This is a genomic window from Providencia sp. PROV202, assembly GCF_028479565.1.
In the GTDB taxonomy this organism is placed as follows: domain Bacteria; phylum Pseudomonadota; class Gammaproteobacteria; order Enterobacterales; family Enterobacteriaceae; genus Providencia; species Providencia zhijiangensis.
On the sequence record NZ_JAMPNV010000014.1, the window covers coordinates 44,477 to 58,576 of the forward strand.

At 44.1% G+C, this 14,100-nt stretch carries 12 protein-coding genes; 10 read left to right on the top strand and 2 right to left on the bottom strand.

The features are described 5' to 3' along the window. Window position 1: 1 nt before the first annotated feature. Together aroQ and acuI are read right to left on the bottom strand one after the other, a co-directional pair. Window positions 2–466 (bottom strand): type II 3-dehydroquinate dehydratase, encoded by a 465-nt coding sequence (gene aroQ / locus PR799_RS10655; RefSeq protein WP_154627754.1) that lies wholly within the window; start codon window positions 464–466, stop codon window positions 2–4. Window positions 467–700: 234 nt separating this feature from the next. Then, entirely contained in the window at window positions 701–1,681 is a 981-nt protein-coding gene (gene acuI, locus PR799_RS10660) for an acrylyl-CoA reductase (NADPH) (protein ID WP_272522023.1), read from the bottom strand. Between the two features lie 614 nt (window positions 1,682–2,295). On the opposite strand from acuI, the gene PR799_RS10665 reads away from it, so the two are divergent. From PR799_RS10665 to PR799_RS10710, 10 genes are all read left to right on the top strand, one after another. After that, window positions 2,296–3,339 carry a rod shape-determining protein gene (locus PR799_RS10665; protein WP_006662897.1) on the top strand — a complete coding sequence of 348 codons (1,044 nt, stop codon included), beginning with the start codon at window positions 2,296–2,298 and terminating at the stop codon, window positions 3,337–3,339. Between the two features lie 87 nt (window positions 3,340–3,426). Then, window positions 3,427–4,410 (top strand): rod shape-determining protein MreC, encoded by a 984-nt coding sequence (gene mreC / locus PR799_RS10670; RefSeq protein WP_272522024.1) that lies wholly within the window; start codon window positions 3,427–3,429, stop codon window positions 4,408–4,410. Between the two features lie 48 nt (window positions 4,411–4,458). Further along, window positions 4,459–4,947 carry a rod shape-determining protein MreD gene (mreD, locus tag PR799_RS10675; RefSeq protein WP_154603467.1) on the top strand — a complete coding sequence of 163 codons (489 nt, stop codon included), beginning with the start codon at window positions 4,459–4,461 and terminating at the stop codon, window positions 4,945–4,947. Window positions 4,948–4,983: 36 nt separating this feature from the next. Then, on the top strand, window positions 4,984–5,571 hold the full coding sequence (locus PR799_RS10680) for a Maf family protein (RefSeq protein WP_154627751.1): 588 nt from the start codon (window positions 4,984–4,986) through the stop codon (window positions 5,569–5,571). After that, window positions 5,568–7,037 (top strand): ribonuclease G, encoded by a 1,470-nt coding sequence (gene rng / locus PR799_RS10685; protein ID WP_154603465.1) that lies wholly within the window; start codon window positions 5,568–5,570, stop codon window positions 7,035–7,037. Before PR799_RS10680 ends, rng begins: the two co-directional genes overlap by 4 nt. Before the next feature lie 23 nt (window positions 7,038–7,060). Continuing rightward, window positions 7,061–10,858 carry an AsmA2 domain-containing protein YhdP gene (gene yhdP / locus PR799_RS10690; protein WP_272522026.1) on the top strand — a complete coding sequence of 1,266 codons (3,798 nt, stop codon included), beginning with the start codon at window positions 7,061–7,063 and terminating at the stop codon, window positions 10,856–10,858. Next, window positions 10,858–11,697, top strand: a complete 840-nt coding sequence (gene nit1 / locus PR799_RS10695; protein ID WP_272522027.1) for a deaminated glutathione amidase — start codon at window positions 10,858–10,860, stop codon at window positions 11,695–11,697. Before yhdP ends, nit1 begins: the two co-directional genes overlap by 1 nt. Before the next feature lie 20 nt (window positions 11,698–11,717). Then, window positions 11,718–13,163: a metalloprotease TldD gene (gene tldD, locus PR799_RS10700; RefSeq protein ID WP_154627748.1), complete on the top strand. Its 1,446-nt coding sequence runs from the start codon at window positions 11,718–11,720 to the stop codon at window positions 13,161–13,163. A gap of 93 nt (window positions 13,164–13,256) precedes the next feature. After that, a complete protein-coding gene (locus PR799_RS10705) occupies window positions 13,257–13,769 on the top strand; it encodes a ribonuclease domain-containing protein (protein ID WP_154627747.1) in 513 nt (170 codons plus the stop codon). A gap of 12 nt (window positions 13,770–13,781) precedes the next feature. Then, complete coding sequence (locus PR799_RS10710; RefSeq protein ID WP_154627746.1) at window positions 13,782–14,090, top strand: barstar family protein; 309 nt, start codon at window positions 13,782–13,784, stop codon at window positions 14,088–14,090. Window positions 14,091–14,100: the final 10 nt, after the last annotated feature.

Genomic DNA, 14,100 nt, shown 5'->3' on the forward strand with positions numbered 1-14,100 from the left:
CTTATATTTGGATTGAATTAATTAGTCGCACACGGTTAACCGCGGCTTGTAATGCAAAACTGTAACCATCTGCGCCAAGACCACAAATAACTCCATTAGACATATCGGAGAAATAGGAGTGATGACGAAAGGGTTCTCTAGCATAAATATTAGACAGATGGATCTCGATAAATGGGATACAAACTGCTAATAGCGCATCACGCAGAGCAACACTTGTATGCGTGAATGCGGCCGGGTTGATTATTATGTAATCAACATTACCTTGTGCTGCATGAATTCTATCGATAAGTTCATGCTCTGCATTTGACTGAAAATGGCTCAGTTTCACCCCTAATTTTTCTGCTTCTTGCATCAGGTTCGATACAATTTCAGAAAGCGGTCGAGCCCCATATTTCTCAGGTTCTCTGGAACCCAGCATATTTAAGTTCGGGCCGTTAAGGAGCAAAATATGAGTATCTTCTGTCATTGTGTTGCTAACTCCGACGATATGTCAATAATCCGACAACATAACGCGATGTCGACGGTTTGTCATCTTTTATCATAAAAATAAATAGATTTTCCACTGACAAGGAAGAGCATTATAATTATTTCGTTGCATATAGCAGCAAAATACTGGTCTTATCAGAGAAATTACCCGAATTTATTTTATAAATTGTGCCGTAACCCACATTGTGGCGACACAATTACGTGTGTTGATGATTTAATTTTGAAGATTTACTAGGGTACGCCCAGTGACTTCGTTTTTTAAGAGTTTTTTTGCGTGATCTACACACTCTTCTAATGAAATTTCGCAGCTAACTTGCTCATAAAACGCATCAGGTAAGAGTTGCGCTAAGCGTTCCCACACTTTTGGGCGTTTTGCCGAAGGATAGTAAACGGAATCGACCCCTTGCAGACGGATATTACGCAAAATAAATGGCATGACGGTTGTTGGCAGTGAGAACCCGCCAGCCAGTCCGCAGGCCGCAACCGCACCATTATAATTCACTTGCGCCAAGATATTGGCTAGTACGTCACCACCAACAGTGTCGATAGCGCCAGCCCAGCGTTGTTTATCAAGCGGTTTGGCTGGATGAGTAAACTCGCTGCGAGGTAGCACGCTTTTCGCGCCAATTTTCAGTAAATAATCGTGATTTTCTGCGCGACCTGAAATCGCCACAACGTGATAGCCTAATAAAGAAAGTAATCGGGTGGCGACACTACCGACACCGCCACTGGCACCACTTACTACAATTTCGCCACTTTCAGGGGTGATCCCTGCATCTTCAAGGGCATTTACGCATAACATGGCGGTAAATCCTGCGGTGCCGATGGTCATGGCATGCTTCAGTGATAATGCTTCAGGAAGAGGGGTTAAATAATCTGCGGGGACTTTTGCTTGTGTGGCGAGTCCACCCCAATGTGTTTCGCCAACTCCCCATCCTGTTAATAGTACGTGTTGGCCAATATGAAAGCGGGGATCTTCACTGTGATGAACAATGCCTGAGAAGTCAATTCCGGGCACCATTGGATATTGACGGACAACGCCTGCTTTTCCATTAATAGCTAGCGCATCTTTATAGTTAATTGTCGACCAATGAATATCGACGATGACATCGCCAGCGGGTAATGACTCAGTAGGTACATTGAGGATTTCTGGGACGATTTTATCGTCTTGTTGCTGTAAAACGAGCGCTTTCATGATCCACCCCTAATTTTATGATTAAATAAGTGTTTTTTTTAATTTACACACAGGTAAAATCGTTTTCATTGACGTCAGAATGGTATTCACACTATTACTTATGTAATTAATTTGTAAAAATGCATTTTTTTCTGGCATAACTAGGCTTTTATCATGCAAAATGTCCTACTCTGACGAATACATCAGCGTATCGACATGGTTATGGCTTAATTTAAAGTTGATAATAGAATCAGCGAAATTTAAGTTCACTTATTTTGTTGTTAAAAAGCTAGATGTATAGCAATAATTAAAATATAAAAAATTTATTTGAACTTGTAGACATAATCGCTTGTCACACTGGGAAGAACGCAAAGATGGAGTATATAACAACCAGAGGTTGTCTGTTTATTGTGCGCGAATGATGGGTTATTTTCGATGCATATGAATTAAGGGCAATTTTCGAGGTTTTTATCTGCTTCGTTTTGTTATAGAAGCATGTACGATTTTAGTATGTGAAAATAGATGAATTAACCATATTTATGAAGTGATTGATTTACGCCTTGAGGCAGCTTCAAGTGGTTGGTAGAGTAGACGGGTTTTTATTCGTCCCCAGCTTGCAGGATAATCCTTTCGTTATGTTTAAAAAATTTCGTGGCATGTTTTCTAATGACCTGTCAATTGACTTGGGTACGGCCAATACCCTCATTTATGTCAAAGGACAAGGCGTCAAATTAAATGAACCCTCTGTAGTTGCAATTCGTCAGGATCGCGCAGGCTCGCCAAAAAGCGTGGCAGCGGTTGGTGGTGAAGCGAAACAGATGCTGGGGCGTACACCGGGTAACATTTCTGCAATTCGACCAATGAAAGATGGTGTGATTGCAGACTTTTTCTTAACTGAAAAAATGTTACAACACTTTATCAAGCAAGTTCATAGCAACAGCTTCCTGCGTCCAAGCCCTCGTGTTTTAGTCTGTGTGCCTGTTGGTGCAACTCAAGTTGAACGTAAAGCTATCCGTGAATCTGCATTAAGTGCAGGTGCCCGCGAAGTTTTCTTAATTGAAGAGCCAATGGCAGCGGCAATCGGTGCTGGTTTACCTGTCTCTGAAGCAACAGGTTCGATGGTTGTCGATATCGGTGGTGGTACCACTGAAGTCGCAGTTATCTCCCTGAACGGTGTTGTTTACTCTTCTTCTGTACGCATTGGTGGTGACCGTTTTGACGAGTCAATTATCAACTATGTACGCCGTAATTATGGTTCCTTAATTGGTGAAGCAACGGCTGAGCGCATTAAGCATGGTATCGGCTCTGCTTTCCCAACAGATGAAGTTTATGAAATTGAAGTTCGCGGTCGTAACTTGGCTGAAGGTGTGCCTCGCGGATTCAAAATGAACTCCAACGAAATTTTAGAAGCATTACAAGAGCCACTGACCGGTATCGTGAGTGCGGTAATGTTAGCGTTAGAACAGTGCCCACCAGAATTAGCGTCTGATATCTCAGAGCGCGGTATGGTATTAACGGGTGGTGGTGCTCTTCTGCGTAATTTAGATCGTTTATTAATGGAAGAGACTGGCATTCCGGTCATCGTTGCTGAAGATCCTTTAACTTGCGTTGCTCGTGGCGGCGGTAAAGCGTTAGAGATGATTGATATGCACGGCGGTGACCTGTTTAGCGAAGACTAAATCACGCCATAAGCAACTGGAGTTTTTTAGCTCCAGTTGCTTTGACTATTTTTTTATTCTCCGACCATTAGCGAAACTTAGCCATACATGAAGCCAATTTTTAGGCGAGGTCCTTCCCTACAGTTACGCATTTTTATTGCAGTGATAATTGCATTGGTGCTGGTGGTGATTGACCATCGATTTGAGCCTTTCAATAAAATCCGTAATTATTTAGACACGGCGGTTAGCCCATTCTATTTTTTAGCTAACGGGCCACGTCAATTCCTCGATAATATCTCTGACACCCTTTCAACGCGGGATCAACTCCAGTTTGAGAATAAAGCCCTGCGCCAAGAGTTATTATTAAAAAAAGCGGATAACTTGCTGCTTGAGCAACTCAAACAAGAAAATGCCCGCTTACGCGAACTGTTAGGTTCCCCATTACGCCAAGATGAACACATGATGGTGACACAAGTCATTTCAGGTGCGAACACGCCTTATCGCGACCAAGTCGTAATAAATAAAGGCAGTAATGACGGTGTTTATGAAGGTCAGCCAGTTATCAGTGATAAAGGCGTGGTAGGTCAGGTCATTGGTACCAGTAATTTTAATAGCCGCGTTTTATTAATTTGCGATACTGCCCATGCATTGCCTGTGCAAGTCTTGCGTAATGATATCCGTGTTATTGCTGCGGGTTCAGGTTGTGCTGATGACCTGCAATTAGAACCACTTCCTGGAAATACGGATATTCGTGTTGGTGATGTGTTAGTGACTTCGGGGTTAGGTGGACGATTCCCTGAAGGGTATCCTGTCGCGGTTGTTTCAGCGGTGAAGCATGATACTCAACGTGCCTATACCATTATTTCTGCAAGACCAAGCGCTGAGTTACAACGTCTACGTTATTTACTCCTGCTGTGGGGCAATGAAAATGATCCGAAAACCCCATTACAGCCATCCGATGTTTACCGTGCTGCAAATGAGCGTTTAATGAAAGTGTTGCCGCAGGTGTTACCAACGCCGAGCGAAATTCAAGGACCACCATTACCGCCGTCCATGCAACCTGTACAGCCTCAACCTCAACCTCAACCATAAGATAGAGTGAGGGAAACGGTATGATGAAAGGATGGAGAGGAAATCATAATGGATGAGTATCGCGGCAATGGGCGCATCATTATCTGGCTATCTTTTTTTATAGCACTGATTTTGCAGGTAATGCCTTGGCCTGAACAATTGGCATTTTACCGACCATCATGGTTACTGTTGATTTTAATATACTGGGTAATGGCATTACCGCATCGCGTCAGTGTGGGCACTAGCTTTATCTTAGGAATTATTGTCGATTCTATTCAAGGATCAGCGCTGGGCGTACATGCGCTCTCCTTCAGCATCATTTGTTATCTCGTGGCATACAAGCATCAGCTTTTACGTAACATGGCACTGTGGCAGCAAGCTTTGATTATTGTTGCATTAACGGTGGTGCAAGACCTTGCCGTATTCTGGGGTGAATTTCTTTCATCACAAGTCTTATTCCACCCGCAAGTATTCTGGAATAGTTTGGTGAATGGTATTCTGTGGCCATGGTTATTTTTACTGTTACGAAAAATTCGCCGTCAATTTTCAGTATGTTAAGATTGTGGCCGTTGATGATAACTGGAATGACAATTTATGAGCTTAATTTATCTTGCATCAGGTTCACCGAGACGACGTGAATTAGTCCAACTCCTAGGTTATTCCTTTGAAATCTTGCGTCCCGAAGTGGAAGAAAAATGGCAAGAAGGGGAATCGCCTCAGGCTTATGTCCAACGTTTAGCGCGAGATAAATCCCGTGCGGGCGTGGCAATCGCCCCTGCGGATCATCCTGTTTTGGGCGCAGACACTATTGTGGTTCTTGACGGTAAAATATTAGAAAAACCGCGAGATGCTGCCCATGCTCAGCAAATCCTCAGTGACCTTTCCGGTAAAACACATCAGGTAATGACCGCCATTGCCGTATCAAACTCCCATGAGACGTTAACCTCATTGATTACGACAGATGTGACATTCCGCGAGTTATCTTTGCTAGAAATACAGGATTATATACAATCTGGCGAGCCAATGGATAAAGCCGGTGCTTACGGTATCCAAGGCCTCGGTGGACGTTTTATTCGACGCATTAATGGCAGCTATCATGCCGTGGTGGGCTTACCATTGGTCGAAACAGAAGAATTAATACAACGATTTTTAGCGTTAGGTGATGGGAAGGGGAATTCATGACTACGGAACTATTAGTAAACGTAACACCATCTGAAACGCGCGTAGCTTATATTGATGGTGGGATCTTACAAGAAATACACGTTGAAAGAGAGGCGAAAAGAGGGCTAGTAGGGAATATCTACAAAGGTCGTGTGAGCCGCGTTTTACCCGGTATGCAGGCGGCCTTTGTTGATATTGGTCTGGACAAAGCAGCCTTTTTACACGCCTCAGACATTATGCCTCACACTGAATGCATTGCAGGTGATGAGCAGAAAAACTTTCATGTCAGAGATATCGCTGAGTTGGTAAAGCAAGGGCAAGATTTAATTGTCCAAGTGGTTAAAGACCCACTCGGCACCAAAGGCGCAAGGCTCACCACAGACATTACACTGCCTTCTCGTTACTTGGTTTTCATGCCGGGGGCTTCCCATGTTGGCGTGTCTCAGCGTATTGATAGTGAAGAAGAAAGAGAGCGTTTAAAAGAGTGCGTCGCACAATATTGCGATGAAAATGGCGGGTTTATCATTCGTACTGCCGCAGAAGGTGTGGCTGAAGATGACGTCAAACAAGATGCCGCATTTTTAAAACGCTTATGGGCGAAAGTGATTGAACGAAAAAAACGTAATGTCACGCGCACTAAAATTTACGGTGAGCTTTCACTGGCATACCGCATTATTCGCGATTTTGCAGGCGCATCCCTCGACCGTATTCGTGTGGATTCTCGTTTAACCTACACGCAGTTGGAAGAGTTTATTGCGGAATATGTGCCGGAAATGACGGCGAAGCTTGAGCTTTACCAAGGCAATCAACCTATTTTTGACTTGTTCGATGTGGAAAATGAAATTCAACGTGCGATGGACAGAAAGGTTGAATTGAAGTCGGGCGGGTATCTGATCATCGACCAAACTGAAGCGATGACCACCATCGATATCAACACGGGCGCATTTGTTGGTCACCGTAATTTAGAAGAAACTATCTTTAATACCAACGTTGAAGCTACCCAAGCCATTGCGCGCCAATTACGCTTAAGAAACCTCGGTGGTATTATTATCATCGACTTTATCGATATGTCTGATGTTGAACATCGCCGCCGTGTGTTAGCCTCACTTGAACAAGCTTTAAGTAAAGATAAGGTAAAAACCACCATTAATGGGTTCTCTCAACTAGGATTAGTTGAGATGACACGTAAAAGAACCCGTGAAAGTCTGGAGCATGTGCTGTGTGATACCTGCCCAACTTGCCAAGGTCGTGGTACGGTGAAATCAGTTGAAACCGTGTGCTATGAAATTTTGCGTGAAATCGTGAGAGTTCACCGCACAATCGATGCTGATAGATTCTTAGTTTACGCATCAAAAGCGGTAGTGGATGTGTTAACCGGGGATGAATCTCACGCATTAGCGGAAGTTGAAATCTTTGTAGGGAAACAAGTTAAAGTGCAGATTGAGCCGTTATATAGCCAAGAACGCTTTGATGTTGTCATGATGTAGCATTCTGCTTGAAGGAGAAACTGGTGAAACGACTGCCACGTATCGTACTCGTGACAACCGCTGCCGTATTGTTGCTGTGTGCGTTGGTACTCACCAGTTTGCGTTTTCTATTACCCAATATCGATAATTATCGCCAAGAAATTATCACTTACGCTGAAAGTCACAGTGATATCTCACTGGATATTGGTCAGATTGAAGGAGCTTGGCGCTATTATGGCCCCGAGCTTATCATTTCCGATGTTGCTATCAAAAACCCAACCACCGATATACAAGTCAACAAAGTCACCATCGAATTAGATATTTGGAATTCGCTATTATCTTTGCGTTGGCGTTTTCGTGATTTGACGTTTTATCAACTGAATGTGGATTATAAAGTCCCGCTTAGTTTTGATGGGACGGAAGATGAAACTACGAACTATGATGGCGTGGATGACCTGTTTTTAAGGCAGTTTGACCATTTTATTTTAAAAGATAGCCAAGTGACATTTTTGACGCCATCAGATCAAAAGATGACGTTACTGCTACCAGAACTTTCATGGCTTAACCAAGATGCCCGTCACCGCGCCCAAGGTTTCGTTAGCCTTGAAACACTAAATAAGCAAAATAGTTATCTGCAAGTGAAGCTGGATGTGTCGGATAAAAATGGCGTACTCAGTGACGGCATGTTCTATTTGCAGGCCGATAACATTGATATGCAGCCTTGGCTCAGCAAGTGGCTACGCGATAATACGGGGCTACGGGACGCCAACTTCAGTTTATCATCGTGGATCACCCTCAAGAATAATCGTATAGATAATGGTCTGATCCAGCTACGCCAAGGTGAGGCGAACTGGGGGGAAGAGCCTCTCACGCAAAATCTTCAAGTGAATGATTTACTGGTGCGAATGAAGCGCCAAGGCAACGGTTGGCTGTTTAATATTCCTGAGCTAGATACCCTGAAAACCAATGAATACATTTGGCCGCAAGGGAGTGTCTCCGTTCTGTATTTGCCTTCATCAGCAAAATATCAAAATAAAGATCACTGGCGCATTCGTGCTAAAAATATTGAGCTAGAACGTTTAAGTGAAGTGTTGCCGACATTCTCGTTTATTACGCCAGAATTAGTGCAAGATTGGCAGCATCGTCAGCCGACGGGATTAGTCTCGGAATTTGCCCTCGACCTAACGCAAGACACTGAAGACCATACGCAAATCAGTATGGATTGGCAGGATGTTAGCTGGAAAAAATGGAAAGAACTTCCTTCTGTAAACCATTTCTCCGGGGTACTTATTGGCGGAGCTCAACAAGGCATTCTCTCATTTTCGCTTAAAGATAGTATCGTGGATTATCGCGATGAATTTAAAGCTCCGTTTGAAATTAGTAACGCCAGCGGCAAATTAAACTGGATCAATAACAGCAGCGAATTCAAATTGTGGAGTTCCGGTATGAATTTGCAAGCTAAGGCCGTCAAAGCCAATGGTGACTTTAGCTATGCAAAAGCGAAACAGCATGATATTGCCGATTTGGCCATTCTCGCGGGGATCAGTACCGATGATGCAGGAGAAGCTTGGCGCTATTTCCCGCAAAAGCTGATGGGGCAGGAGCTCGCTGATTATCTGACCAAAGCGATTATTGCCGGACATGTAGAAAATGCGACGTTGGTATATAAAGGTGACCCCGCTCATTACCCTTACTATAAAAATGATGGGCAGTTCCAAGTGTATGTGCCGCTGCGTGATGGTACATTCGAATACGATGACCAATGGCCTGCATTATTGGATTTAAACCTCGATTTAGACTTTAGCCGTGCAAGTTTAGCGATGCATACGGACTCGGTGAAATTAGGGGATGCAACGGCAGAAAATCTCGATGCGGTGATCCATGATTACTTCGATGAAATGTTATATATCGATGCGGGAGTGAGTGGAACGGGCAAACAGATCCAACAATATTTCACCCATACACCACTCAAACATTCCCTTGGCGACACGCTGGATGAGCTACAAATCGATGGTACCGTAACAGGTAAGCTTAATCTTGCTATTCCATTATCGGCTGGAAAAGACGTTGTCGCGAAAGGGCAAGTTAATCTTAATAAAAATGATGTGTTTGTACGCCCAATCGATAGCACATTGCACGGATTGACAGGAAGCTTCAAGTTTACCAATGGGGATTTAGTCAGCGATAACATCACGGGACAATGGTTAGAGCAGCCAGTTTCTTTGGATTTCACGACATCAACGCGCCCGAAAGATTATTTGGTGGATATTAACCTTGGCGGAAATTGGGAACTGAATAAAGTTCCTATGTTGCCAAGTGATATCAAAGGGAAAGTCTCTGGCGTGAGTGATTGGAAAAGCCAAATTCATATCACGTTACCAGAATCATCTAAACAAGCGACAGGCTTACAGATTGAGATTACGGCGGGGTTAAATAAGCTAAAAAGTCAGTTACCTGCGCTGAACACCGAACTACTGCAACAGCTTGGTAAAATGAACGTTCAAGCCAAAGGCACGACGGAGCAATTAACGGTAGGTGGTGATATTGGTCAACGCCTTGGTTTTAACTCTCAGTGGTCGCTTACCAGCTCGCCATTGAAACTACAAAAAGCGCACATTGCCCCATGGAATAATCAGGTTCCGGCATTACCAAACGGCTCGACCATCTTGGTGGATTTACCTGCCGTAGAAGATGTCAATTGGGAGAAATTAGCGAGTGGCTTTTTATCGTCTTCAGCCAGTGAGCATGTGGGGCAAATTGGCTACCCAGATACCCTTGAAGTTAAAGCGCCATCCGTTTATTTGGCGGGACAGCGTTGGAAAGATTTGAGCTTCTCTTACGATTTATACCGTGATGAACAACAAATCAACGTAGAAAGCGCAAACCTAAAAGGACAGCTACAGATTTGGAAGCAGCAGCCATGGGCGTTGAATATTGAGTATTTGTATTACAATCCTGAAGGCTCGCTGGCTTCAAGTGAAAAGACCTCTCCGTCGGAAGTGTTCGACTTTAGCCAGTGGCCTAAAGTGAATATCCATTGCGCCGAGTGTTGGGTGAGTGGACAAAAGTTGGGAGAAATCACGGCGAAAATTACACCTCAAGGGCAGCACACTTTAAAATTAACCGCGGGTTCACTGAAAAACAGTGCCAGTGAGTTAAAGCTGGATGCTCTATGGCGCAGTAATGATGGTAATAAGACTGAGATTGCAGGCTCGCTTACCGGCGAGGCGTTCGATGAAACAGCAGCTTATTTTGGTGTCTTGGTGCCGATTATCGACTCCCCATATTCGATTGAATTTGATCTAAATTGGGCACAGGTTCCTTGGGAACCTGAGGTTGCCACACTGAATGGGAAAATGTCAGCGAAATTAGGGAAAGGCGCGATTGCTCATATGGGGGGCGGTCGAGCTGGACAGTTACTACGTTTAGTCAGTTTTGATGCATTATTGCGCAAACTTCAATTAGATTTCCGGGATACGTTCAGTAATGACTTTAACTTTGATTCGATTAAAGGCAATGCGGTCATCAATCAAGGTATTCTAACCTCGAAGGATCTTTATATTGATGGATTAGTCGCGGATATTGCCTTGAATGGTAATATTGACCTTGTTAAGCGTCAAATTAATGCGGAAGCGGTCATTACCCCTGAAATTTCTGCTACAGTAGGTGTAGCCACCGCATTTGTGATTAACCCGTTTGCGGGCGCGGCAGTATTTGCGGCATCGAAAGTCCTTGGTCCGTTGTGGAGTAAAATTTCGGTTATTCGCTATCGCGTAAGCGGTAGCCTGGATGAACCTAAAATTGATGAAGTACTACGTCAGCTTAAGGAGACTCAAGAGTAATGAAAACGGGTAATGTTGCACTTTTGCAGTTATGTAGTGGTAAGAATACAAAACACAACTTGGCACAGATAGAGCAGCAAATTAAACAGTTGCCTGATACCGTGCAGTTAGTTCTTACTCCTGAAAATGCATTGCTATTTGCTGATGCTGCAGCCTATCGTAAACAGGCTGAAGCAGAAGGTCATGGCCCATTACAAGACGCTATCCGTGGGATGGCTATCCGTTACAATGTATGGATCCTGATTGGTTCAATGCCATTGATTAGCCGTGAAGATCCCGAACGTATTACCAGCAGTAGCTTACTGTTTGATGCCAAAGGGAATATTACTGCGCGTTACGATAAAATTCATATGTTCGATGTGAACATCGAAGATGAACAAGGCGAGTATAACGAATCGGTTATTTATCAACGTGGTGAGCACCTGACTGTGGTTGATACGCCAGTAGGCCGCTTAGGGTTGACCATTTGTTATGATTTACGTTTCCCAGGCTTATTCCAAGCATTACGTGAACACGGCGCAGAGATTATTTCCGTTCCTGCGGCGTTTACTCGTTATACTGGACAAGCTCACTGGGAGCCACTGTTAAGAGCCCGTGCGATTGAAAACCAGTGCTATGTTTTAGCGCCAGCGCAAGTTGGGGTGCATGGTACGCGTCGTACATGGGGACATACTCTTGCCGTAGATGGCTGGGGTAAAGTGATGAAAAAGAATGTGGATGCAGTTTCTGCGTTGGTCGTGAATGTCCAGCCAAACAGCTTAAAAGTGATGCGTGAACAGATCCGAGTGGTGAAACATAACCGCTTTAGACCACAATTAACATCATTGATTAAAAAATAAACCAAATAAGAGTAACGAATATGAGTTTAGCTTCTGTCAGCGAACATTTGCTGGCTGCCAACGGTCTTGGTCAAGATAATCTGTATGATGTTTTAGGGCTGCTATCTGAGCGCCGTGTTGATTATGGGGATCTCTTTTTTCAGTCTAGCTACCATGAATCATGGGTTTTAGAAGACCGAATCATTAAAGATGGCTCCTACAATATTGACCAAGGTGTTGGAGTTCGAGCGATTACGGGTGAAAAAACGGGTTTTGCCTATGCAGACCAAATTTCACTGCTGGCACTCACCCAAAGTGCCACAGCAGCCCGCAGTATCGTCAGTGAACAAGGCGCTGGAAAGTCACAGATTTTAACCAATGTAGACTACAAAAAACTCTATTCTGAAGCGGATCCTTTGCGTAGCTTACCGCGTGAACAGAAAATTGAATTGCTGCATCGCGTTGACCAAGTGGCGCGCGCTGAAGATCCTCGCGTGATTGAAGTGAATGCCAGCTTAACTGGTGTATATGAACAAGTGTTAGTCGCTGCAACCGATGGCACATTAGCGACGGATATTCGTCCTCTGGTGCGTTTATCGGTGAGTGTACTGGTGGAACATGATGGCAAACGTGAACGCGGAGCAAGCGGTGGCGGTGGTCGTTATGGTTATGAATATTTCCTCGAAATTCATCAAGGACAGGTGCTTGCGGAACAGTATGCCCGTGAAGCGGTACGCATGGCGTTAGTCAATTTATCGGCAGTTGCCGCTCCTGCTGGCATGATGCCTGTAGTATTAGGTGCTGGTTGGCCAGGTGTTCTGCTCCATGAAGCGGTGGGTCATGGTCTAGAAGGTGACTTTAACCGTCGTGGCACCTCTGTTTTCTCAGGAAAAATGGGCGAGCAAGTCGCATCTTCCCTGTGTACTGTGGTGGATGATGGAACCATTGCTGGGCGTCGCGGTTCATTAGCGATTGATGATGAAGGGGTTCCGGGTCAATACAATGTGTTGATTGAGAATGGAATTCTACGTAACTATATTCAAGATAAGCATAACGCGCGTTTAATGGGTGTAGCGCCAACAGGGAATGCGCGCCGTGAATCTTACGCTCATTTACCAATGCCTCGCATGACGAATACCTATATGTTAGCGGGTGAATCAACACCGGAAGAGATTATCGCCAGTGTTGAAAAAGGATTGTATGCACCAAATTTTGGTGGTGGTCAGGTGGATATCACATCAGGTAAATTTGTGTTTTCAACTTCTGAAGCTTACTTAATTGAAAATGGTAAAATTACCTCACCAGTGAAGGGTGCGACCTTAATTGGTTCTGGCGTTGAAGCTATGCAGCAGATCTCCATGGTAGGTAATGACCTTGCGCTGGATAAAGGCGTGGGCGTTTGTGGTAAAGAAGGGCAAAGCGTGCCAGTGGGTGTAGGGCAACCGACACTGAAACTCGATAAAATGACCGTGGGTGGCACCGCGTAATCACACGTTAAGATAGTCTTTTATTTATTCGCCCTAGTTACGAATGTGACTGGGGCGATTGTTTATCCGCACAGCAAAAATAATTGAGGCGTTATGAATAAACGTATTATTTCTTTAGTGTTAATGGCAATTTTGATTGCGGTTAGCCTGTACTTTAAAGGTGGTGAGCAGGGCGCACCGGAACCATCTTCTGGTACATCATCAACCACACAAAATACACAAAGTACACCGCCTTCCCGCGAAGCGATAACTCCGCGTGAAACGCCAAAAACTATTGATCAGCTGACCGCTCAGAACAATGTGGTCAGTTTTATGGAAAAATACCAAAAACTTCCTGAATTTTACATGACGAAAAAACAGGCCAGAGAAGCGGGATGGGATGCTAAAAAAGGGAATTTATGTGAAGTATTACCTGGTAGAGCCATCGGTGGCGACCGCTTTTCTAACCGTGAAAAAGGCCTGCCTATTGCACAGGGGCGTCAGTGGTTTGAAGCGGATATAAATTATCGTTGTGGGCATCGTGGTGCAGACCGTTTACTTTATTCCTCTGATGGGATGATTTTCGTCAGTACCGACCATTATAAAACGTTCCAACAAGTTAAATAATCGGGGGTAGCGATGAGCAAGACCGTCGTTTTTGATTTTCGTGAAATAGATAGCCTTGAGGCATTTTATCAGCAATTTCAGCAACAATTCTCGCTTCCTAAATGGTTTGGTCATAATCTCGATGGGTTATGGGATGTGATTACAGGGGAAATAGAGTTACCCATTACGCTGATTTTTAGCCATTTAAAGGCGGCTCAGCGTACGCAATTTTCAGCGGTGATTGAATTGATGAATGAAGCTGAAGAAGAGCTGGATGAAGCGTTTATTTTTCTTATAGATATCACGAATAATGAGAATGAAGCTTCTCAAACCCCATGCTAAATTTGCGCAA

What these genes read in the sequence shown, in the direction of transcription:
- aroQ (WP_154627754.1), bottom strand. Translation starts at nt 466, where the DNA reads ATGACAGAAGATACTCATATTTTGCTCCTTAACGGCCCGAACTTAAAT.
- acuI (WP_272522023.1), bottom strand. Translation starts at nt 1,681, where the DNA reads ATGAAAGCGCTCGTTTTACAGCAACAAGACGATAAAATCGTCCCAGAA.
- PR799_RS10665 (WP_006662897.1), top strand. Translation starts at nt 2,296, where the DNA reads ATGTTTAAAAAATTTCGTGGCATGTTTTCTAATGACCTGTCAATTGAC.
- mreC (WP_272522024.1), top strand. Translation starts at nt 3,427, where the DNA reads ATGAAGCCAATTTTTAGGCGAGGTCCTTCCCTACAGTTACGCATTTTT.
- mreD (WP_154603467.1), top strand. Translation starts at nt 4,459, where the DNA reads ATGGATGAGTATCGCGGCAATGGGCGCATCATTATCTGGCTATCTTTT.
- PR799_RS10680 (WP_154627751.1), top strand. Translation starts at nt 4,984, where the DNA reads ATGAGCTTAATTTATCTTGCATCAGGTTCACCGAGACGACGTGAATTA.
- rng (WP_154603465.1), top strand. Translation starts at nt 5,568, where the DNA reads ATGACTACGGAACTATTAGTAAACGTAACACCATCTGAAACGCGCGTA.
- nit1 (WP_272522027.1), top strand. Translation starts at nt 10,858, where the DNA reads ATGAAAACGGGTAATGTTGCACTTTTGCAGTTATGTAGTGGTAAGAAT.
- tldD (WP_154627748.1), top strand. Translation starts at nt 11,718, where the DNA reads ATGAGTTTAGCTTCTGTCAGCGAACATTTGCTGGCTGCCAACGGTCTT.
- PR799_RS10705 (WP_154627747.1), top strand. Translation starts at nt 13,257, where the DNA reads ATGAATAAACGTATTATTTCTTTAGTGTTAATGGCAATTTTGATTGCG.
- PR799_RS10710 (WP_154627746.1), top strand. Translation starts at nt 13,782, where the DNA reads ATGAGCAAGACCGTCGTTTTTGATTTTCGTGAAATAGATAGCCTTGAG.